The sequence below is a fragment of the Chromobacterium sp. W521 genome (genome assembly GCF_052805975.1).
Window position 1 is genome coordinate 47,851 of record NZ_JBRBAF010000008.1, and the last position, 19,718, is coordinate 67,568.

General features: G+C 65.1%; 21 protein-coding genes. 11 read left to right on the forward strand and 10 right to left on the reverse strand.

Annotated features, from left to right (window positions below):
• Window positions 1-187 precede the first annotated feature (187 nt).
• Genes phnN through phnF form a run of 3 tightly spaced genes read right to left on the reverse strand, consistent with a single transcriptional unit; the run spans window position 188 to window position 2,161 of the window.
• Window positions 188-757, reverse strand: coding sequence for a phosphonate metabolism protein/1,5-bisphosphokinase (PRPP-forming) PhnN (gene phnN / locus ACUXV1_RS13830; protein ID WP_194427926.1), 570 nt, complete (start codon window positions 755-757; stop codon window positions 188-190).
• The gene (locus ACUXV1_RS13835; protein WP_203391473.1) at window positions 747-1,439 is read right to left on the reverse strand and encodes a DUF1045 domain-containing protein; all 693 of its coding nucleotides are present in this window, start codon (window positions 1,437-1,439) and stop codon (window positions 747-749) included. Before ACUXV1_RS13835 ends, phnN begins: the two co-directional genes overlap by 11 nt.
• The gene (phnF, locus tag ACUXV1_RS13840) at window positions 1,439-2,161 is read right to left on the reverse strand and encodes a phosphonate metabolism transcriptional regulator PhnF (RefSeq protein ID WP_019103506.1); all 723 of its coding nucleotides are present in this window, start codon (window positions 2,159-2,161) and stop codon (window positions 1,439-1,441) included. The genes ACUXV1_RS13835 and phnF overlap by 1 nt, the downstream gene beginning before the upstream one ends.
• A gap of 169 nt (window positions 2,162-2,330) precedes the next feature.
• On the opposite strand from phnF, the gene phnG reads away from it, so the two are divergent.
• Genes phnG through ACUXV1_RS13875 form a run of 7 tightly spaced genes read left to right on the forward strand, consistent with a single transcriptional unit; the run spans window position 2,331 to window position 7,913 of the window.
• Entirely contained in the window at window positions 2,331-2,771 is a 441-nt protein-coding gene (gene phnG / locus ACUXV1_RS13845) for a phosphonate C-P lyase system protein PhnG (protein ID WP_019103505.1), read from the forward strand.
• A 1-nt stretch (window position 2,772) separates the two neighbouring features.
• A complete protein-coding gene (phnH, locus tag ACUXV1_RS13850; RefSeq protein ID WP_043590162.1) occupies window positions 2,773-3,345 on the forward strand; it encodes a phosphonate C-P lyase system protein PhnH in 573 nt (190 codons plus the stop codon).
• 1 nt (window position 3,346) lies between these two features.
• The gene (locus ACUXV1_RS13855) at window positions 3,347-4,432 is read left to right on the forward strand and encodes a carbon-phosphorus lyase complex subunit PhnI (RefSeq protein WP_446015651.1); all 1,086 of its coding nucleotides are present in this window, start codon (window positions 3,347-3,349) and stop codon (window positions 4,430-4,432) included.
• Complete coding sequence (locus ACUXV1_RS13860; protein WP_446015652.1) at window positions 4,429-5,286, forward strand: alpha-D-ribose 1-methylphosphonate 5-phosphate C-P-lyase PhnJ; 858 nt, start codon at window positions 4,429-4,431, stop codon at window positions 5,284-5,286. The genes ACUXV1_RS13855 and ACUXV1_RS13860 overlap by 4 nt, the downstream gene beginning before the upstream one ends.
• The gene (gene phnK, locus ACUXV1_RS13865) at window positions 5,283-6,056 is read left to right on the forward strand and encodes a phosphonate C-P lyase system protein PhnK (protein WP_446015653.1); all 774 of its coding nucleotides are present in this window, start codon (window positions 5,283-5,285) and stop codon (window positions 6,054-6,056) included. The genes ACUXV1_RS13860 and phnK overlap by 4 nt, the downstream gene beginning before the upstream one ends.
• 4 nt (window positions 6,057-6,060) lie before the next feature.
• On the forward strand, window positions 6,061-6,768 hold the full coding sequence (phnL, locus tag ACUXV1_RS13870; RefSeq protein ID WP_446015654.1) for a phosphonate C-P lyase system protein PhnL: 708 nt from the start codon (window positions 6,061-6,063) through the stop codon (window positions 6,766-6,768).
• Window positions 6,765-7,913 (forward strand): alpha-D-ribose 1-methylphosphonate 5-triphosphate diphosphatase, encoded by a 1,149-nt coding sequence (locus ACUXV1_RS13875; RefSeq protein ID WP_446015655.1) that lies wholly within the window; start codon window positions 6,765-6,767, stop codon window positions 7,911-7,913. Before phnL ends, ACUXV1_RS13875 begins: the two co-directional genes overlap by 4 nt.
• Window positions 7,914-8,159: 246 nt before the next feature.
• Here the strand turns inward: ACUXV1_RS13875 and ACUXV1_RS13880 are convergent, their stop codons facing one another.
• Together ACUXV1_RS13880 and ACUXV1_RS13885 are read right to left on the reverse strand one after the other, a co-directional pair.
• Window positions 8,160-8,306 carry a hypothetical protein gene (locus ACUXV1_RS13880; protein WP_156038819.1) on the reverse strand — a complete coding sequence of 49 codons (147 nt, stop codon included), beginning with the start codon at window positions 8,304-8,306 and terminating at the stop codon, window positions 8,160-8,162.
• A 45-nt stretch (window positions 8,307-8,351) separates the two neighbouring features.
• Window positions 8,352-8,570: a hypothetical protein gene (locus ACUXV1_RS13885; protein WP_162787924.1), complete on the reverse strand. Its 219-nt coding sequence runs from the start codon at window positions 8,568-8,570 to the stop codon at window positions 8,352-8,354.
• 329 nt (window positions 8,571-8,899) lie between these two features.
• Between ACUXV1_RS13885 and ACUXV1_RS13890 the strand changes: the two genes are divergently transcribed.
• The 3 genes from ACUXV1_RS13890 to ACUXV1_RS13900 all read left to right on the forward strand — a co-directional run bounded on the left by ACUXV1_RS13890 (window position 8,900) and on the right by ACUXV1_RS13900 (window position 10,978).
• A complete protein-coding gene (locus ACUXV1_RS13890; protein ID WP_162787923.1) occupies window positions 8,900-9,187 on the forward strand; it encodes a hypothetical protein in 288 nt (95 codons plus the stop codon).
• Between the two features lie 313 nt (window positions 9,188-9,500).
• Complete coding sequence (locus tag ACUXV1_RS13895) at window positions 9,501-10,535, forward strand: winged helix-turn-helix domain-containing protein (RefSeq protein ID WP_446015656.1); 1,035 nt, start codon at window positions 9,501-9,503, stop codon at window positions 10,533-10,535.
• Entirely contained in the window at window positions 10,511-10,978 is a 468-nt protein-coding gene (locus tag ACUXV1_RS13900; protein WP_446015657.1) for a hypothetical protein, read from the forward strand. Before ACUXV1_RS13895 ends, ACUXV1_RS13900 begins: the two co-directional genes overlap by 25 nt.
• Window positions 10,979-11,190: 212 nt before the next feature.
• On the opposite strand, the gene ACUXV1_RS13905 is transcribed toward ACUXV1_RS13900, so the two are convergent.
• The 5 genes from ACUXV1_RS13905 to ACUXV1_RS13925 all read right to left on the reverse strand — a co-directional run bounded on the left by ACUXV1_RS13905 (window position 11,191) and on the right by ACUXV1_RS13925 (window position 18,708).
• Window positions 11,191-12,819 (reverse strand): lactate permease LctP family transporter, encoded by a 1,629-nt coding sequence (locus ACUXV1_RS13905; protein WP_446015749.1) that lies wholly within the window; start codon window positions 12,817-12,819, stop codon window positions 11,191-11,193.
• Window positions 12,820-12,981: 162 nt separating this feature from the next.
• On the reverse strand, window positions 12,982-15,810 hold the full coding sequence (locus ACUXV1_RS13910; RefSeq protein WP_446015658.1) for an FAD-binding and (Fe-S)-binding domain-containing protein: 2,829 nt from the start codon (window positions 15,808-15,810) through the stop codon (window positions 12,982-12,984).
• Window positions 15,807-17,270, reverse strand: a complete 1,464-nt coding sequence (locus ACUXV1_RS13915; protein ID WP_118268083.1) for a LutB/LldF family L-lactate oxidation iron-sulfur protein — start codon at window positions 17,268-17,270, stop codon at window positions 15,807-15,809. The genes ACUXV1_RS13910 and ACUXV1_RS13915 overlap by 4 nt, the downstream gene beginning before the upstream one ends.
• Complete coding sequence (locus ACUXV1_RS13920; protein ID WP_019101513.1) at window positions 17,267-17,971, reverse strand: LutC/YkgG family protein; 705 nt, start codon at window positions 17,969-17,971, stop codon at window positions 17,267-17,269. Before ACUXV1_RS13920 ends, ACUXV1_RS13915 begins: the two co-directional genes overlap by 4 nt.
• On the reverse strand, window positions 17,968-18,708 hold the full coding sequence (locus ACUXV1_RS13925; RefSeq protein ID WP_052370338.1) for a (Fe-S)-binding protein: 741 nt from the start codon (window positions 18,706-18,708) through the stop codon (window positions 17,968-17,970). The genes ACUXV1_RS13920 and ACUXV1_RS13925 overlap by 4 nt, the downstream gene beginning before the upstream one ends.
• A gap of 164 nt (window positions 18,709-18,872) precedes the next feature.
• Between ACUXV1_RS13925 and ACUXV1_RS13930 the strand changes: the two genes are divergently transcribed.
• Entirely contained in the window at window positions 18,873-19,637 is a 765-nt protein-coding gene (locus ACUXV1_RS13930; RefSeq protein WP_043633390.1) for an FCD domain-containing protein, read from the forward strand.
• Window positions 19,638-19,718 lie beyond the last annotated feature (81 nt).

Below are 19,718 nucleotides of genomic sequence, written 5' to 3' on the forward strand. Positions count from 1 at the left end.
ATGTACCACCTGTACATTCCGCTTTCTCAGCGGTTTTCGCCTTGTCTCGCCTTAGCTCGCGAAATCGTAAACACGTTCTCCGGCGTCCCGCCAGCCGGAAGCGGCGCGCGGCTCGCCGCCGCGCTGCCGGCGAACTGCACCGGTTATAGCAAGCGGCCGCGGCCTCGCCTGCCCGGTTTTCCAGACATTAAGGACAGTACCGGTCCAAATCCTTGCTCAGCAAACGCAGCAGCCGTTCTCCGGCCTCGGCCAGTTCGCCATCGTTGCGCAACACCGCCGCGCCCGGCGGCGGCGTCAGCGCGGCGGCCTCTTCCAGCCGCTGAGCCACGCGTTCGGCGGACTCGCGGCCGCGTCCGGCCAGCCGAGCTGCCAGCGCCTCCGGACTGGCGACGATCCATACCGGCCTCAGGCCGGGAAAACGCCGCGCCGCCAGCGGCAAGGCCGAACGCGAACCGTTAACCACCACGTCCAGGCCCTGATCCAGCCACAGCGCCACCTCCATCCCCAGGCCGTAAGCCAGGCCGTGCCGCCGCCAGCTCAAGGCGAAACAGCCGCTGCGCTCGCGCTGTTCGAACTCCTCCAGGCTCAAGGCCACGTGGTTCTCGCCGCCGGCGTCCGCCGGCCGTGTGATGTAGCGGTGAGCGAACACCAGCCGGCCAGAAGGCGGCAGCCGCGCCCGCGCGTAGGCCAGCAGGCTGTCCTTGCCGGCGCCGGATGGGCCAATCACATACCACAGCGCGCCGGGTTCAGGCTTCATAACGCGCCGCCTGGCCGTCAAAGCCGCAATGCGCCAGGTAGCGGAAGGGCTCCCCCGCCGCCGCTTCGACGAATACCGCCACGCCATCCACCCTTGCGCGGGCGAAAACGGCGAAGTGCCGGCGCGCCGCCTGCTCCAGCGCCCGCCCCTCCGCGCTGTCCGGCGTCAGCCGGCCGCTCAGCGTCAGGTGAAAGCGGTATTGTTCGAACACATAGGGATAGCCCCAGCGCCGCTGCAGCTGTTCTTGACGCGCGTCCAGGCCGCCGCGCGTTTTCCACGGCGATTCGCGATCAGCCAGCGCTTCCAGCTCAATCACGCAAGCGGCGGCCAGTTCGGCCAGATCCGGCGGCGGCGCCATCGGCCGCAGCGCCAAAAAATCCGCCAGCCAGGCCACTTCCAAACTCAGCTCAAAGGGCTGGAAACGGCGCGCCAAAGCGGCCGTCCGCGCCAACAGCGCCGCCTCGTCCACCCCGGCGCGCAGGGAAAACGGCGCTTTCAAGGTGGCGTGCCAGCCGTAACGGGCCGGGACCGCGGTCAGCTCCGCCCAGGCTTCGGCGTCCAGGCCCGGCGCGTGCGGCGGCAACACTTGCAGGCCGCTGTGCGCATCTTGTCCCAGCCAGCCGCTGCCGGCGCGCCAGAAGGCGCTGTCCGGCCTCGGAGCGTAATACAGCGCGTAACGCATCAGAGATCCTCCATCACCAACTGCACCAAATCACCGTTGAAACAGGTGATCCCGTACTGCACCGGCCGCCCCTGCGTGTCCACGTTCAAGGACTTCACATGCAATACCGGGCGGTTTTTGGGCAGGCCCAGGTAGTCCACCGTCTCGCTGTCAGGCAGCCGCGCGCTGACGCGGGTGAAGCGCCGGGTGTAATCGTCCACGCCGAAATGCGCCAGCGCGCGCGTCACGGAGCGCTCTCTTCGATAGATCTCCGGCAAGCCGGGGAAGCGCGCCGCCGGGAAGAACAGCGTCGCCCAATCCACCACCCGCAGCTCCACCCGGCTCAGGGTTTTGATGCGCAACAGCGGCTCGCCCACCGCCACTTGCAGCAGCTCGGCCAGCTCCGCGTTGGCCGGCACCGTGTCGCTGGCCAGGACGTCGATATCCGAACTCAAATTCTGGCTGGCCATATTTTGGGAAAAGCGGGTGCGCTTGCTGATCGCGTAATCAATCGCGTTGTCCTGAACGAAGGTGCCGCGGCCCTGCTCCACCCGCAGCAAGCCGCGCTCCACCAAGGTGGCCACCGCTCGCCGTATGGTGTGGCGGTTGACGCGAAAGCGCTGAGCCAATTGCAACTCGGTGGCCAATTGCTCGCCGGCGCGGATCGCCCCGCTGGCGATCTCCTCCGCCAGGCTGTTTTCTATCTGCCGCCAAACGGCGACGCCGGAACCGCGTTCAATCATCGTTCAAATCCTTTCTCCCCCAGAGGCGGCCTAGGTCTAGCCCCGCCACCAAACCGTCACAAAACCTTCATCGCCGCATGCTGTTTGCGCTTTGTCGCCGGCCATTATCATGGATACGTCTATACGTTTATATGAATTTTTATTGAAACCGCACAGGGGAATACCCGATATGGAAACCTCGACCAGACAAGACTGGCTCAGCGTGCTGGCCCACACTCCGCCGCCGCGGCTGCGCCGGCTGCTAAGCCCGCAACTGCCGCCCGCGCCGCAAGTGGAATGGCTGCGCCGCGCCGAAACCGGGCTCGTCATGCTACAGGCCCGCGCCGGCGGCGGCGGCGCCCGCTTCAATCTGGGCGAAGCCAGCGTCAGCCGCGCCAGTTGCCGGATAGCAGGCCGCCTGGGCCACGGCTGGGCGCTGGGCAGCAACGGCGAACACGCCGAGTTGATCGCCCAGGCCGACGCCTTGCTGCAGGATCCGGCGCGCCAAGACCAGCTGCTGGCGTTGTGGATCGCGCCCTTGCGCGCCGAACGCGCCGCGCGCCGCGACCACGCCGCGCGCGAAGCCGCCGCCAGCAAGGTGGAGTTTTTCACCCTGGTCAGGGGGGAATGAGATGCGCGCCGCCTTCGCCGATCCGGTCCACGACAGCCAGCGCTGCTTCCGCGCCGCGCTGGCCGCGCTGGCCGAACCCTTGCTGCCGCAAACGCTGCCGGCCTTGCCGCCGGAGCTGCCCGGCCTGATGCCGGCCACCGCCGCCCTGCTCTACACCCTGCTGGACCAGGATGTCGGCGTCTGGCTGCCGCCGCTGCCGGCGGACACCCTGGCCAGCCTGCGCTTCCATACCGGCCTGCGCCTGGCCGCCGCGCCGGAACAAGCCGACTTCGTGGTGCTGCCGCTGGGCGCGCCGCTGCCGCCGCTGGCCGCGCTCAAGGCCGGCGAGCCCGAATACCCGGACCGGTCCGCCACCGTGCTGCTGGAAACCGCCGGCTTCAACGCCGAGCAAGTGGAAGCCGGCGGACCGGGCTTCGCCGCGCCGCGCCGTTTCGGCATAGACGGCGCGCCGGACGGTTTCTGGCGGCAATGGCGGGACAATCACGCCCGCTTCCCGCTGGGCGTGGACATCTTGCTGATCAGCGGCGAGCGCGTGGCCGGCCTGCCGCGCAGCACCCGCGTCAAGGAGGGTTGATATGTACGTAGCCGTCAAAGGCGGAGAAACCGCCATCGCCCGCTCCTGGGACTTGCTGGCCGCCAAGCGCCGCGGCGACGCGGCGACGCCGGAGCTGAGCCTGGCCCAGATCCGCGGCCAATTGCGGCTGGCGCTGGCCAGAGTCATGCAGGAAGGCTCACTGTACGACGAGGAGCTGGCGGCGCTGGCGCTGAAACAAGCGGCCGGCGACTGCGTGGAAGCCGTGTTCCTGCTGCGCGCCTTCCGCACCACCCTGCCGCGCTTCGCCGCCAGCCGTCCACTGGACACCGCGGCGATGCGGGTGCGCCGCCGCGTGTCCGGCACCTTCAAAGACGTGCCCGGTGGCCAGGTGCTGGGCCCCACCGCCGATTACACTCAGCGGCTGCTGGACTTCGATCTGGCCCAGGCCAGCGAACCGCCCGCTCCTGCTCTGTCCGACTTGCCGCTGCCGGAACGGCTGCCCTGCGTGCTGGACGCCCTGGCGCAAGAAGGCTTGATCGAGCCGGAAACGCCGCCGCCGGGCGACCCGGAACCCGTCGACCTGACCCGAGAGCCCTTGCTGTTCCCCGCCGGCCGCGCCGCCCGGCTGCAAAACCTGGCGCGCGGCGACGAGGGCTGGCTGCTGGGCCTGGCTTACTCCACCCAGCGCGGCTACGCCGAAAGCCATCCCTTCGCCGGCGAAATCCGCATGGGCGAAGTCAGCGTCTTGGTCTGCCCGGAGGAACTGGGCTTCGACATCGACATCGGCGAAATCACCCTGACCGAATGCCAGATGATCAACCAGTTCGCCGGCAGCCGCAGCGCGCCGCCGCAATTCACCCGCGGCTACGGTCTGAGCTTCGGCGAAGCCGAGCGCAAGGCGATGGCGATGGCGCTGGTGGACCGCAGCCTGCGTGCCGCGGAGCTGGACGAGCCCGCGCACGCGCCGGCTCAGCAGCCGGAATTCGCGCTGTGCCACAGTGACAACGTCGAAGCGTCCGGCTTCGTCCAGCACCTCAAGCTGCCGCATTACGTCGACTTCCAGGCCGAGCTGTCGCTGATCCGCCAACTTCGCAGCGAACACGCCGCCAAGGAGCAACAAGCATGAACACCGCCGCGCCATGGGCGTACAACTTCGGCTTTCTCGATGAAAACACCAAGCGCATGCTGCGCCGGGCCCTGCTCAAAGCCGTGGCCGTGCCCGGCTGCCAAGTGCCCTTCGGCGGCCGCGAAATGCCGCTGCCCTACGGCTGGGGCACCGGCGGCATTCAAGTGACCGCCAGCGTGATCGGCCGCGACGACGTGCTCAAGGTCATAGACCAGGGCGCCGACGACACCACGAACGCGGTCAACATCCGCCGCTTCTTCGCCCGCGTCGCCGGCGTGGCCACCACCACCCGCACCGCCGAGGCCAGCCTGATCCAGACCCGTCACCGCATTCCGGAAACCCCGCTGCGCGCCGGCCAGATCATGGTGTTCCAAGTGCCGGAACCGGAACCGCTGCGCACGCTGGAGGCCAGCGAACAGGAAACCCGAAAGCTGCACGCCCATCAGGATTACGGCCTGATGCACGTCAAGCTGTACGAGGACATCGCCCGCTACGGCCACATCGCCGCCAGCTACGACTACCCGGTGCTGGTCAACGGCCGCTACCTGGCCTCGCCATCGCCGATCCCCAAGTTCGACAACCCCAAGCTGGACAAAAGCCCGGCCCTGATGCTGTTTGGCGCCGGCCGTGAAAAACGGCTGTACGCGATCCCGCCTCACACCCAAGTGGAAAGCCTGGCTTTCGACGATCACCCCTTCCAGACGCAAAGCTGGGAGCAAGCCTGCGCGCTGTGCGGCGCACGCGACAGCTACCTGGACGAAATCATCACCGACGACGCCGGCGCGCGCCAATACGTCTGCTCCGACAGCGATCACTGCCGGCAATGCCGCGACACACAGGACAATCCGCAATGACCCCTCCCCTCCTCAGCGTCCGCGGCCTCGGCAAGGACCACGGCAACGGCAACGGCTGCTTCAACGTGGACTTCGACCTCTACGCCGGCGAAGTGCTCTGCGTGGTCGGCGAATCCGGCTCCGGCAAATCCACGCTGCTGGCCGCGCTGGCCGGCAAGCTGGCCGCCGACGCCGGCAGCGCGCGCTTTCGCGAACGCGACGGCCGCGAACACGAACTCACCGCCATCGCCGAATCCGAGCGCCGCCGGCTGGCACGCAGCGAATGGGGCTTCGTGTCCCAACACGCCCGCGACGGCCTGCGCATGAACGTCTCCGCCGGCGCCAATATCGGCGAACGGCTAATGGCCCTGGGCCAGCGCCACTACGGCCAACTGCGCCAAACCGCCGGCGACTGGCTGGAGCGGGTGGAAATCGGCCGCGCGCGCTTGGACGACCCGCCCAGCGCCTTCTCCGGCGGCATGCAGCAGCGGCTGCAGATCGCCCGCAGCCTGGCCACCCATCCGCGGCTGGTGTTCATGGACGAACCCACCGGCGGCCTGGACGTCTCGGTGCAAGCCCGTTTCCTGGACCTGACCCGAAGACTGGTGCGCGACAGCGGCATCGCCGTCATCATGGTCACCCACGACCTGGCCGTGGCCCGGCTGCTGGCGCAGCGCACGCTGGTGATGCAAGGCGGCCGCGTAGTGGAAGCCGGCCTCACCGATCAAATTCTGGACGACCCGCAGCATCCGTACACCCAGCTGCTGGTATCCTCCATCCTGCAGGCCTGAAGCCATGAACGTATTGATAGACGCAAGGCAAATCAGCAAAACTTTCACCCTGCACCAGCAAGGCGGCCTGACGCTGCCTGTGCTCGACCAAGTCTCGCTGCAAGCGGCCGCCGGCGAATGCGTGGCGCTGGCCGGCCCTTCCGGCGCCGGCAAGAGCACGCTGCTCAAGGCGCTGTACGCCAATTATCTGGTTGAGCGCGGCAGCATCCGCATCCGCCATCGCGGAAACTGGCTGGACATGGCCGCCGCGTTGCCGCACGAGATCGCCGACGCCCGCCGCCACACCCTGGGCTACGTCAGCCAGTTCCTGCGCGCCATTCCGCGGGTGCCGGCGCTGGACATCGTCGCCGAACCGTTGTGCGAATGGGGCGTGGACGCCAACGAGGCGCGGCGCGAGGCAGGCGCTTTGCTGGCGCGGCTGAACATCCCGGAGCGGCTGTGGCGGTTGCCGCCGGCCACCTTCTCCGGCGGCGAACAACAGCGGGTCAATATCGCGCGCGGCATGATCGCTCCGCGGCCCATTCTGCTGCTGGACGAGCCCACCGCCTCTCTGGACGCGGCCAATCGCGCGGTGGTCGTCGACTTGATGCGCGAAGCGCTGGCGCGCGGCGCGGCGCTGGTGGGCATCTTCCACGACGAGGCCACCCGCGACGCCGTCGCCCACCGCGTGTTTGACGTACCGCTGGCAAACAAACCGGAAGCCCTAGCATGAAACGGATCTTGAACAACGCCAGGCTGATCCTGGCCGACGACATTCTTGAGCGCGGCGCGCTGGAGATCGACAACGGCGTCATCGTCGCCATCCACTCGCGGCCGCTGAGCGCGCCGCCGCCGCATAGCGAGGACCTGAACGGCGACGACCTGTTGCCGGGTTTGGTGGAAGTGCATACCGACAATCTGGAGAAACATCTGATGCCGCGCAACGGCGTGCTGTGGCCCACCCTGCCGGCCGTGGTCGCCCACGACGCGCAATGCGTGGCCGCCGGCATCACCACGGTGCTGGACGCCCTGTCGGTGGGCGATCTGGAAGGCGACAGCGTGCGGCTGGACACCCTGCAAAGCGCCTTCGAGGCGATAGACGCCGGCATGCGCCAGCGCGTATTCCGCGCCGAGCATCTGTTCCACTTGCGCTGCGAACTGGCCTATCCCCAATTGCTGGACGCTCTGTCGCCCTTGATCGGCCACCCGGCGGTGCGCCTGGTGTCCTTGATGGACCATACCCCCGGCCAGCGCCAATACCGCGACTTGGCGCAATACAAGAAGTACTACGCCAAGAAAAACGTCAGCTGGAACGACAACACCTTCCTCGCCGCGGTGGAACAGCGCAAACTCAAGCAGCGGCAATACGCCGGCCGTCACCGCCAGGCGGTGGTGGAGCTGGCCCGCGCCCGCGGCGTCGCGCTGGCCAGCCACGACGACACCGAACTCAGTCATATCGACGAGGCGGTGCGCGACGGCGTGGCCATGTCCGAATTTCCCACCACCTTGGCCGCCGCCCGCGCCGCCCGCGACCAAGGACTGATGACGGTGATGGGAGCGCCCAACATCGTCCGCGGCGGCTCCCACTCCGGCAACGTCGCCGCCTTGGAGCTGGCCGGCCACGGCTTGCTGGACATCCTGTCCTCCGACTACGTGCCCGCCAGCCTGCTGCACGCCGCCTATCTGCTGGGCCGGCAGCCGGGCTGGAACCTGCACCGCGCAATAGCCACCGTCACGCGCCACCCGGCGCGGGCGGTGGGCCTGGCGGACCGCGGCGCCGTCGCCGTAGGCCAGCGCGCGGATCTGGTTCAGGCGCGCGAACGGGACGGCATCCCGCTGGTGCGCCAGGTATGGAGCGCCGGCCAACGCGTATTCTGAGAACCTGTTCAAAGTCTGCTGCGCTTCGGCGATACGGCGTTGAACAGGCTCTGAGAACCGGTTTACGATCCGCTGCGCTAGGCGACGCCGCCTTGCACTGGCCGGATTCTCCTCACGCCAAAAGGGCCGCGTTATCACAACGCGGCCCTATTTCATTTCAATCCGAAAATGTCTACTTACACCCGCTCCGGCAAGGCGAGAAGAAACCCGCGCCTGACTTTGCTGCCACAAACCAGGCGCAGGCGCTCACTCGCGCCGCAACGGCGCATTCAATGCTTTCTCCTTGCCGATATGCAAGAGCAGCATCAACACGCCAATGCCTAGCGCTTTCATTCCGCACCAGAACAAAGCAATGCTAAATACCCGATAACATACAAAGCCGATCAGCGACACTGTTGATTTCCCAATCCAAAAATACACGCCACTACTGACCAAAAATCAAATTGAAAAGGATTCTGATTTTACCGCCCAATAAATATCCAAACGCTCTTTGCGCGTCAGATACACTTTACCGCCCACACCGCCGCCTTTTAATGCGACGCTGCATATTCTCAAGGCGCGATATAGACCTGGCACCACCGCGCCCATGGCGCTGGTTTTTCTGATCAGGTTTTCTATATACACCGTCAAGCTCTCCAGATCTTGCCGCCAAATCATCTGCCGCTCTCGGGCCAACCCCTCCAATACCTTTTCATTTCTCGCTATTAACATGGCCACTTGCCTCCCAAAAACATGAGCGGCCAGCTTAACCCCATTGATACTAAATGTCTTTATCTTAATCAGTACAATTTATTATCAGCCATTAGAAATGATTATCGTTATAGCGGTCCTGAAAGAACCGGAAATGTCCAATACAGTCCCAAGCACAGGGCCGGAACAGCCTCAGCAATCATTATCATTCCTTACCACCCCTGGCAAAAAGCTTAATTCTCAAGCCTTGCGCCCCCACCCATCCAAACTGCATGCTATGATCTGCACTCTGTTCCGTGGGCACGAAATCCGATTTCGTCAGCCTAAATGTATTGAATAACGACACCACATCAATCAGCATGCAATATAAAAACAAAGACCACGACAACGCCGGCGCTCCGCTAATGGAGCAACTCGCCAACAGCGCGAAACTCTCCGCTCTGATCCTATGCCTGGACCAGGCCCAATTGCTGAGCGAGCAACTGTTAAACGAACTTAACAGCAGAGATAAAAGAATTAACGCGATAGAGCAAGAGCTGCTTCTGGCGCAACAAGAAATCAAACAGCTTAAATCCACTCATTAAAAAAAAGGCGGCGCTGGCTCAACAAGCCGGCTCCGCCATTTCACTGCCCCGTCTATTCCATCCAATCCTAGTTAGATAGCGCCCGCCTATCTTCATTGACGGTTTTCCGCCCCAGATTTTCAAACGCTGCGCTCGCCGGATTGGCCAATACGGACCTTTTCCGCCCCGCTACCGCGCCGGAGCGCTGTAATCGGGACGCTACAATTCCGTAGTCATCGCCCCCTACTCAGGCCTTTTGCCAAATTCATGGTTTTCGTTGCGGACAGGCCACGTCGAATACGCATGATTCCCCGGCGCCGCCATCCCGGCGGCAATGCCCAACAGGCCTGAGTTCCAGCAGATTTCGCCGCGCGCCCGCGCCTGCGCCCCATGCGGCGGCAGCGGCCATCCTCTTGAAAAGAAGCGGATTTTGTTGGAAAATATTTCACGTCAAACCAAGAGCGCCCCTGGCGCTCTTGTCATTTCCGCTTACCTTTCGGCTCCCCCGCAGCACCACTTGGCAAGGCCAGCTTGGCAGTTGGGTATTGCTATCTATAATCGATTTAGAGCAAATTACCTATGGGGTAATTTAAAATATCGCCGACCCCGCATTGGCCGTAATATCAAATTTTCCAATACAGGCCTTCGCGTGGACAGAAAGATTATAAAAATGAGATTCCATATTGAAGACAAAGTCGTCTTCGACCCTGATGAGGGCAGCCTGCTGCCCTGGGATCAAGACAAGATCATCTTGAAGTACAACGAAGCGTTGCTGCTCAAGCTCTTGCTCTCCGGGCTGTTCGAAAAAAACGAGCTGATTGAAAACGTATGGGGGAAAACCATCGTCACAGACTCCAGCTACCACAAGCTGGTGTTCGATCTGCGCGCGCAGCTTGAGAAAAGCGGGCTGGACCCCAAGATCATCAAGACCATTCCAAGACGCGGCTGCCAATTCGTCGGCGCCTTCGTCTTGCTGGAACCGCAGGCGGATGTCGACGCCCCATCGCCGGCGCCGGAAGCCGGCCCGCAGGAGCCCCGCCCCGCGCCCGCACCACAACGACGCAAAGCCCGCTGGCGTTTGCCGGCCCGCATTGATCGCCGCCAGACGCTGGCCGCGCTGGCCATCATCGCCCTAGGCCTGCTGCTGGGCTGGCATGCCTCTTGGTGGATTCCGCAAATGAATATTCATAAAATGCGCGACGGCGCGCGCAGCCTGTTCGTGGTGGGCAATGTCTACCGCGACGCGCCCAAACTGCCGGAAAGCGGCGGCGACGCCTTCTACATCAAAAGCGGCAAGTGCACGGCGAGCTATCTGTGCGACAAGAAATACGGGAGCGATCTCAATTGCAAAAACAAAATCGTTTTCTGATCGCTCTCGGATTGTTTCTGGTCGCGCTCTACCTGGGCTATGCCAGCCGCAACTACATCTTGGACAGCCGCACCATCTGCACCGCTCGCATCTCCGAGCTGCGCTTCCCGCGCCACAGCGGCGAAGTCGCCACCACCAGCGGCTTCATCGACCTGGACATGAAGAACGAGACCATCCACTTCTTCCTGCATTCGCCCACCGGCGATTACATTAACCGCCTGCTGCAGTTCAAAACCAGCTACGGGTGGAACGGAGAAGCCAACGCGGTCACCATCGTTAAAAAGACCAAGTCGCCGTCCGAATACGGCAGCCTGGCCAGCGAATACCACATTTTCGACATCGGCACCCGTCACCTGATCAATATGGTGCCGGTCACCAACCATGTCACCCAAGTCAATTTCGACTCGATCAGCTTTTTCTGCGAAAACCAGGAAATTCTCTAAAGAGCCTGTTTACGATCTCGCGAGCGAGGGCGAGACAAGGCGAAAACCACTGAGAAAGCCGAATGGTCATGTGGTACATAAGCATTTCGGAGCGGTACTCACCGTGTCACGTCTCACGAAGCGCAGCGGATCGTAAACAGGCTCTCACGGCAAACCAGGCCTCAAGCCGGCGGGGTCGGCACCACCGGCCCGCCGGGTCCTGAGCCTGTCTGTCAGAAATAGGCCATCGCGTAAGTCATCGCCCCCACCAGGCTGCAGAAGATCAGACTGTGCTTGAGGGTAAAGCGGAACAGGTCCGCCTCCTTCCCCACCAAGCCCACCGCCGCGCAGGCCACGGCGATGGATTGCGGCGAAATCATCTTGCCGGTGACGCCGCCAGTGGTGTTGGCCGCCACCAGCAGGATGTCGGACACGCCCAATTGATGCGCGGTGGAAGCCTGCAAGGCCGAGAACAAGGCATTGGACGAGGTGTCGGAGCCGGTCAGGAACACCCCCAGCCATCCAAGGAAAGGCGAGAAGAAAGGAAAGGCCTTTCCGGTATTGGCCAGGCACAGCGCCAGCGTGCTGGACATGCCGGAATAATTGGCGACGAAAGCGAAGGCCAGCACCATGCCGATGGATAAGATGGGCCGCCTCAGTTCGGCCAGGGTTTCACCGAAGGCGGCGACAGCCTGCGCCGGCCGGAAACGCAGCAGCACAATGGACAGCAATGCCGCGACGAAGATAGCGGTGCCCACCGCCGACAGCAGGTCCAGCTTGTACAGCGCCTCGTAAGGCTTGTCCACGGCCACGATCGGCGCGGTCTTGATCACCAGATTGTCCAGATGCGGCACGTGGAACTTCAACACCCAATGCTCCAGCGCCCCCCCCTTGGCGAACAGCGCCTTGAACGGCTTCAGGCTCCACAAGGTCACTAGCGCGGTCAGGATCAGGAACGGCCCCCAAGCGCGGGCGATCCATCCCAGACTAAAGCCGGAAGCCTGGCGCGGGCTGGGCGCGCGGCGGCCGGCGAAGGTGAAGATCTCGCGCGGCTGCCAGACTTTCAGGAACAGCGTCAGGCACACCAGGCTCACCAGCGCCGAAGTGATGTCCGGCAGTTCCGGCCCAATGTAATTGGAGGTGAAATACTGGGTGACGGCGAAAGAGCCCCCCGCCACCAGCACCGCCGGCCAGGTTTGGCGCACGCCCTTGAGGCCATCCATCATCATCACCAGCCAGAACGGCACCAGCACCGACAAGAAGGGCAACTGATGGCCGGCCTTGGCGCCGATGGCGAAAGGGTCCAGCCCGGTCACCTGGCCGGCCACGATAATGGGAATGCCCATCGCGCCGAAAGCCACCGGCGCGGTATTGGCGATCAGACACAGGCCGGCCGCGTACAAGGGATTAAAGCCCAGCCCCACCAGCAACGCGGCGGTAATGGCCACCGGCGCGCCAAAGCCGGCGGCGCCCTCCAGAAAGGCGCCGAAGGAAAAGCCCACCAGCAGCATCTGAAGACGCTGATCCTCGGTCACCGACAACACCGAAGCGCGGATGATGTCGAACTGCCCGGTCTTGACGGTGATCTTGTACAGAAACACCGCGGCGATAATGATCCAGGCGATGGGCCACAGACCGTAGGCAAAGCCGAAACCCGCGGCCGCCAGCGCCATGTCCGCCGGCATGCCATAGAACAGCGTGGCCACCAGCAGCGCCAGCAGCACGGTCAGGCTGCCGGCGACGTGCCCCTTGAGCCGGAACACCGCCAGCGCTAGGAAAAAGAAAATAATCGGCAGTGCCGCCATCAGCGCCGACAGCGCCATGCCGCCGGACGGAAAGTAGTTTTGGGTCCAAACCATGATGTCTCCTCTGTAGTCTCTCCTTCTCCTTGCGCGCACGGGACGCCGCGCGGCGGCGGGCTAGCCGCGGCCGTGTGGACGGAATGCGCTCAGGGAAGGATGTTTACGGGCGTTTCAACTCGGAGCCGGCCGTCCTCCCGGACGGCGGCGCCAACGATGCGGCCTTCATAGCGGGCCGCTTTTTGGGGTGGTGCAAAAATCCAGCAGCGCCTCGATGCCGCGGTACTCGAAGCCGGCGTGTTCGCTCAGGCCGATCTGACAGGTGCGGCTCATCGACACGCCGTGGCGGCAGCCGGGGGGCAAGGCCGGCGGCAAGCGCCGCAAGCTGTGCGCGTTCAGTTCCGGCACGGTGAAGCCCTTGTCTCCGGCAAAGCCGCAACAGGCGATGTCCGGCACCGTCAGCCGCTCGGCGCAGAGGCCGGCCAGCCGCGTGAGCGCCTCCGCCGCGCCCATCTCGGCGGCGCTGCAGGGAATGTGCAGCGCCAACTGCTCCAGCTTGCGCGTCACCGCCAGCCGCGGCGCGACGAAAGCCTCCAGAAATCGGGCCGCGTCGAACAGCCGAAGCCTGGCGTCCAGCCGGCCTTGACGTTGGGCGGACAGGATGCGCGCCGCGCACGGCCCGTTGTCCAGATACACCGGATGCCGACCGTCTTCGCTGGCCGTCAGCAGCGCCCGGTTCAAGGCGTTCTGGCTGATGTCCAGCGCCTCGGCGGCATTGGACGAGGCGAAAGGCTGGCCGCAGCACAGGCCGTCGTGGCCGGGCGGATAGCGGGGGGTGAAGCCGGCGCGGCGCAACAGCGCCAAGGTGGGCGCGGCCGCGTTGCCGCCGGCGGCGTCGACGGCCAGCGTTCGGTTGACGCAGCTGAGAAAGAGCACCACCGGCTCGCCGTCGCCGCTAACGGCGGCGGGCAGACGGCCGGCCGGACGCGGCAGGTGCGCCGGAATCAGGGGAATCACCTTATGGCGGCGGCGCAGCCGCTGGCTGATGCGATGCAGCCGCTCCGGACCGAATAGATGCGCCAGCCTCAGGCCGGCGCGAACGGCGGCGGCGGCGCCGCCGATGTGGCGGGCTGCGAAGCGCGCGGCGCGGGGCCGCGGCGACGGGCCTTGCAGCCGCTTCATCAGTTCGCCGGTATTGATGCCCACCGGGCAGCGCGTGGCGCACATGCCGGTGGCGGCGCAGGTATCGATGGCGCGGTAGCGGAAATCGGCGCGCAGCGCGGCCAATTCTTCCCCCGCGTCGCCGTCGCGGTTCAACTGCTGGATGCGTCGCCAGGCGACGATGCGCTGGCGCGGGCTCAGCGTCAGCCCATGCGACGGGCAGGCCGCCTCGCAAAAGCCGCACTCGATGCAGCGGTCGACGATGGGATCGGCCGCCGGCAGGGGCTTGAGGTTTTCCAGGTGCAGCCGGTCGTTGTCGGTGATGATCACGCCGGGATTGAGCAGGCCGTCCGGATCGAACAAGGCCTTGATGCGGCGCATGATGTTCCAGGCGGCGTCGCCCCATTCCTGACGCACAAAGGGCGCGACATTGCGGCCGGTGCCGTGCTCGGCTTTCAACGAGCCGTCGTATTCGCCGGCCACCAGCGCGCTCACATCCTGCATGAAGGCGTCGTAGCGCGCCACCTCGCGCTCATTGTCGAAGCTGGGCGCGAACACGAAATGCAGATTGCCGTCCAGCGCGTGGCCGAACAACAGCGCCTCGTGATAGCCGTGGCGGTCGAACAAGGCGGTCAGCCTGGCCACGCCGTCGGCCAGCAGCGGAATCGGAAAAGCCACATCCTCGATCACCACGGTGCTGCCCAGCGGACGCACCGCTCCCACCGCTGGGAACAAGCCCTTGCGCAAGGCCCAATAGCTGTCGCACACCGCGGCCTCGCGGCTGAAGCCGCTGGACAAGCGCGGCGCGAAACCGGCCAGCAAACCCTCTATCTCCGCGCAATGGCGCTCCAGTTCCGCCTCGGAACCGGCCCGCGCCTCAATCAACAGACAAGCCTCGTCCGGGCCAAACGGCCGCGCCAGAAAATCCGGCAGCCCCGGCTTGCCGTGCAAGGCGCGCAGGCTGCGGCTGTCTATCAGTTCCACCGCCGCCACGCCGTGGGCGTCCGCGGCCGCGCTCAGCGCCGACACCGCGCGGCAACAGGGCTCCAGCGCGTCGAATAGCAGCAAAGCCGAAGCTTTGTGCGGATGTTCCACCACGCTGTGGAAGGTGATTTCGCTGATAAAGCCCAGCGTGCCCTCGGAGCCGATCAACACATGGCTGAGCATGTCCACCGGGTCGTCGAAATCCAGCAAGGCGTTGATGCCGTAGCCGGTGGTGTTCTTCAGCCGGTATTTGCGGCGCACGCGCTCGGCCAGCGCCTCGTCGGCGCGCAGTTCGGCGGCCAGGCCGGACAAGCCGGCCAGCAGCGCGGCGTGGGACTGGCGAAAAGCCGCCACGCTGGCGGCGTCGCCGGTGTCCAGCACGGCGCCGTCCAACAACAACAAACGCATCGCCGCCAAGGTGTGATAACTGTTGTCGCGGGTGCCGCAACACATGCCGCTGGAGTTGTTGGCGGCGATGCCGCCGATCTTGGCGCTGTTGATCGACGCCGGGTCCGGGCCGATCTTGCGGCCGTAAGGCGCCAGCAAGGCGTTGGCGTGGCTGCCTATCATCGCCGGCCCCAGCCGGATGCGCGCGCCCCCGTCCAGCACCTGGCCGTGGTTGAAGCCGTCGCCCAGCAAGACCAGCACCGAATCGCTGACCGCCTGGCCGGACAAGCTGGTGCCGGCGGCGCGGAAAGTCAGCGCCACCCGGTGGCGGCGCGCCAGCGCGAGGATGGCCGCCACTTCCGACTCGCTGTCGACGCGGGCGACGATTTGCGGCCGCAGCCGGTAGAAACTGGCGTCGGTGCCGTAAGCCAGCGTGGACAGCGGATCGGTGTGGATGCGCGCCGCCGGCATGATCTGGAGCAGATCCCGATGGAAAGCCTGATGCGCTGGACTCATGCTCATGGCCGCTCCCCGCCGCCGCGACGCGCTTCGCGTTCGCGCACCAGCTCGTGCAGGGTCTTGGGCGCCGGCGTCAGCGGCGCGTGGTTTTGGGTCCAGCCCAGTTGACCGCCAAGCGCGAGCTTGCGCAGCCGGGTGGCCCCCCAGCCAAACCAGCGGTATAGCCGCGGCGAGGCATGGACCTGCCGCCATCCCTTCCAGGCCAGCCGCTCCGCCGCGCTCGCCGCCGCGCCCTGGCCGCGCAAGGGATGGCTGACCGCCTCGTCGGCCGGACGCTGGCTTTCTTCGCGCAGCCGCATCAGCATCTCGGGAATGGGAATCTTCACCGGGCAGACTTCGCCGCAAGCGCCGCACAGGCTGGAAGCCGTGGGCAGGTCTCGGGTGTTTTCCAGGCCCAGCAGGTGCGGCGAAATGATCTCGCCTATCGGCCCCGGATAAGTGGTGCCGTAAGCGTGGCCGCCGATGCGGGCGTAGACCGGGCAATGGTTCATGCAAGCGCCGCAGCGTATGCATTGCAGAGTCTTGCGCAACTGCGCGTCGGCGTAGGCCTGGCTGCGGCCGTTGTCCAGCAGCACCAGGTGCACCTCGCGCGGGCCGTCTTTTTCGCCGGCGCGGCGCGGCCCGCTGATCATATTGAAATAGGTGGTGATGGGCTGGCCGATGGCGGAACGGGTCAGCAGGCTGTACAAGGGCGGCACGTCGGCCAGCTTCTCCACTACTTTCTCAATGCCGGTGATGGCGATGTGCAAGTCCGGCACCGTGGTGCACATGCGGCCGTTGCCTTCGTTCTCCACCAGGCACAAGGTGCCGGTTTCCGCCACCGCGAAATTGACGCCGGACAGGCCCACGTCGGCGTCCAGATAATGCCGGCGCAGCGCGCCGCGGCCTATCTGGATCAACTCGTCCACGTCCTCGGTGTACGGCGTGTCCGGCAACTTGTCGTGGAATAAGCGCGCGATGTCGGCCTTGGTCTTGTGTATCGCCGGCATGATGATGTGGGTGGGCTTTTCTCCGGCCAGCTGCACGATGTACTCGCCCATATCGCTTTCCACCGCGGCAACGCCGCGCGCTTCCAGATAATGGTTGAGTTCAATCTCCTCGCTGACCATGGACTTGCCCTTGACCATCAAGCGGCCGGAACGCGCCTCTACCAAACCGTGGATGATGCGGTTGGCCTCGTCGGCGGTCTCGGCCCAGTGCACTTGCACGCCGTTGGCGCTCAGCCGCGCCTCCAGTTGCTCCAGCAAGTCCGGCAAGCGCGACAGGCAGCGCTGACGGATGGCCTCGCCCAAGGCGCGCAAGGCGTCCAGCTCCGCCGGGTCGTCAAAGGCCGACAAGCGCTTGGCCATCAGAAAATCCATCGCCCCGCGCAGGCTGTGGCGCAGCTCGCCGTCGGCCAGCGCCGCGCGCGCCTGCTGCTTGAATTGGCGCGATGGATAGAGTTCGATCTTGTGCTCGCTCATGGCCGGGCCTCCTCCTGCTCCAGCTGCGCCGGATCGATGTGCTCGGGCAATTGCGCCAGCACCAGCAGTTCGCGCGGCCCATGCGCGCCGTAGGCCAGCGTCAGCTGGATGTCCGCGGTCTTGGACGGCCCGGAAATCAGCAAGGCGTTGGTGGGCATGCCGTCCTGCCAGTTTTCAACGCGCATCGCGCTGTAGAAGTCAGGGTAGAGCGTGGCGGTGTCGAACAAGACAATGTGCAGCGGCGGCACCAGGCTCATGGTCCGCGGCTCCTGCGCGTCCGGCCACAGCACCAGGGTGCCGGTGGCGGCGATGCCGCAACGCGCCGTGGTGAACGCGGCCTCGATCTCGAATAATTCGGCCTTCCAGCCATCCACCTCGCGGTCGAAGAAACGTAAAGCCGGCGGCGTCGGCAAGTGTTGCAGCGCCGCCTCGGCGCGGCGGCCGTGCGCAGTGTCGGACAGCAGCAAGGACGCCGGACGCCGCTGCGCGATCCATACCGCCAAGCGGGTGTGCCAATCGTCGGCGCGCACCCACAACACTTCGGTCTTCACCGCCCGCATCGCCTGCGCCCAGCCCCGCAAAGCGGCCAGGCTGTGCTGCGGCGGCGCAAAGCGCCGGAAATGCGCGTCCAGCTCCGGCCGCGGCAGTTCTTGGCGTGGCGCGGCGCGCAGCTTGGCCAGGATGGCGTCGCGGGCGCTCATGCCTTGCCTCCCACGCGCTCCAACAGAAAACTGGCCAGGTGCCGGCCTTGAAACGCCCTGCCCTCCTTGGCCAGTTTGCCGTTGATATTGAGCAGGCAGCCGCCGTCCGCGGTGATGAACTCCACCGCGCCGCTGTCCTGCAAGGCGGCGGCCTTGTCCGCCACCATCGCCCCGGCGATATCCGGGTGCTTGATCGAAAACGTGCCGCCAAAACCACAGCACTCGGACTCATGGTCGTGCGTCACCCTCTCGACATTGGCCAGACGCTCCAGCAAGGCCCAACAGGACAGGTGCACATTCATCTCGCGGCGGGCGGAACAGGAAGTATGCACCGCCACCTTCACCTTCGGCCCCAGATCCTCAGGCCGCCAGTCCAGGCGGTTGAGCAGGAAGTCGCTGAACTCCACCACCCGCGCGGCCACCGCGCAAGCCCGCGCCTCGTCCGGCTGGCCGGCGAACAGCTTGGGCCAATGGTGCTTGATCATGCCGCCGCAAGAACCGGAGGGCACCACGATGGGCCAGTCCTCGGCAAAGCAGTCCAGCTGCGCCCTCGCCACCGCCAGTGCTTCCGCCGGGTGGCCGCTGGTATAAGCCGGCTGGCCGCAACAGCTTTGCCGCTGAGGAAAGTGCACCCGCAAGCCCAGCCCTTCCAGCAGGGCGATGGCGTCCACGCCGGCCTGCGGCAAAAACAGGTCGAGCAGACAGGTGCCAAACAGATAGACGTTGGCAGGCTTCATCCGATTTCCTTTGTAAATTGGTAAGACCAATTATTTTTATTAAAATAACTCTAGAGTGATTGCTTGACTCCGTCAATATGACGATAGCGGATTCCCCATTCGGCTGTGGTAAGCTGCACTCACTCTGGTCTGACCACTTTCGCTGAACGAACAAGCCCGGCGCCATGGCCTATCCCAAACTGAACATCCCCAAACTCTCCGACGTCATCGTCGAACAACTGGAAAAACGCATCCTGGACGGCGTGCTCAAGCCGGGGGACCGCCTGCCGCCGGAACGGCAGCTGGCCGAGGAGTTCGGCGTGTCCCGCCCCTCGCTTCGCGAAGCGATACAGCAACTGGCGTCACGCGGCCTGCTCAGCAGCCGCCAGGGTGGCGGCACCTGGGTGACGGACCGGCTGGAAACCGCGTTTTCAGACCCTTGGGAAAAACTGCTGAACCAACATCAGGATTTGCACGGCGATTTGCTGGAATTCCGTCGGGTGCTGGAAGGCGCGGCGGCGCGCGGCGCGGCCAGCCGGGCCACGCCGGCGGACTTGCTGAGGCTGGAGCATTGCGTGAGCCAATTGCAGGACGCCTACGACGGAGGAGACCTGACTCAACAGGCCCAGGCCGACGTGCGCTTTCACCAAGCCGTGGCGGAAGCCTCGCACAATGTGCTGTTCGCGCATTTGAGCGGCAGCCTGCTTGCCATGCTGCACCGGCACGTCAAGGACAATATCGCGGATCTGTTCGCCGTGGGGGAGGTGGCGGACGCCTTGCGCGCGCAGCATCTGGCCATCTGGGAAGCCATCCGCGACAAACGGCCGGACGCCGCGCAGCAAGCGGTGGAACAACATCTGGACTTTGTCGCCACCACGCTGCAAAGCCGGCGGCGGCAAGCGGAACGCGATGCGCGAGCGCGCATGCGTTTGGAGCATCTGGACCCTTAGCGCCAGGGCAAAATCTGCTGCGCTTAGAGCGGCTAACAATAGTCCTGATGCTGCGTTGCGCCAACTTGCCGTACTCAAGTA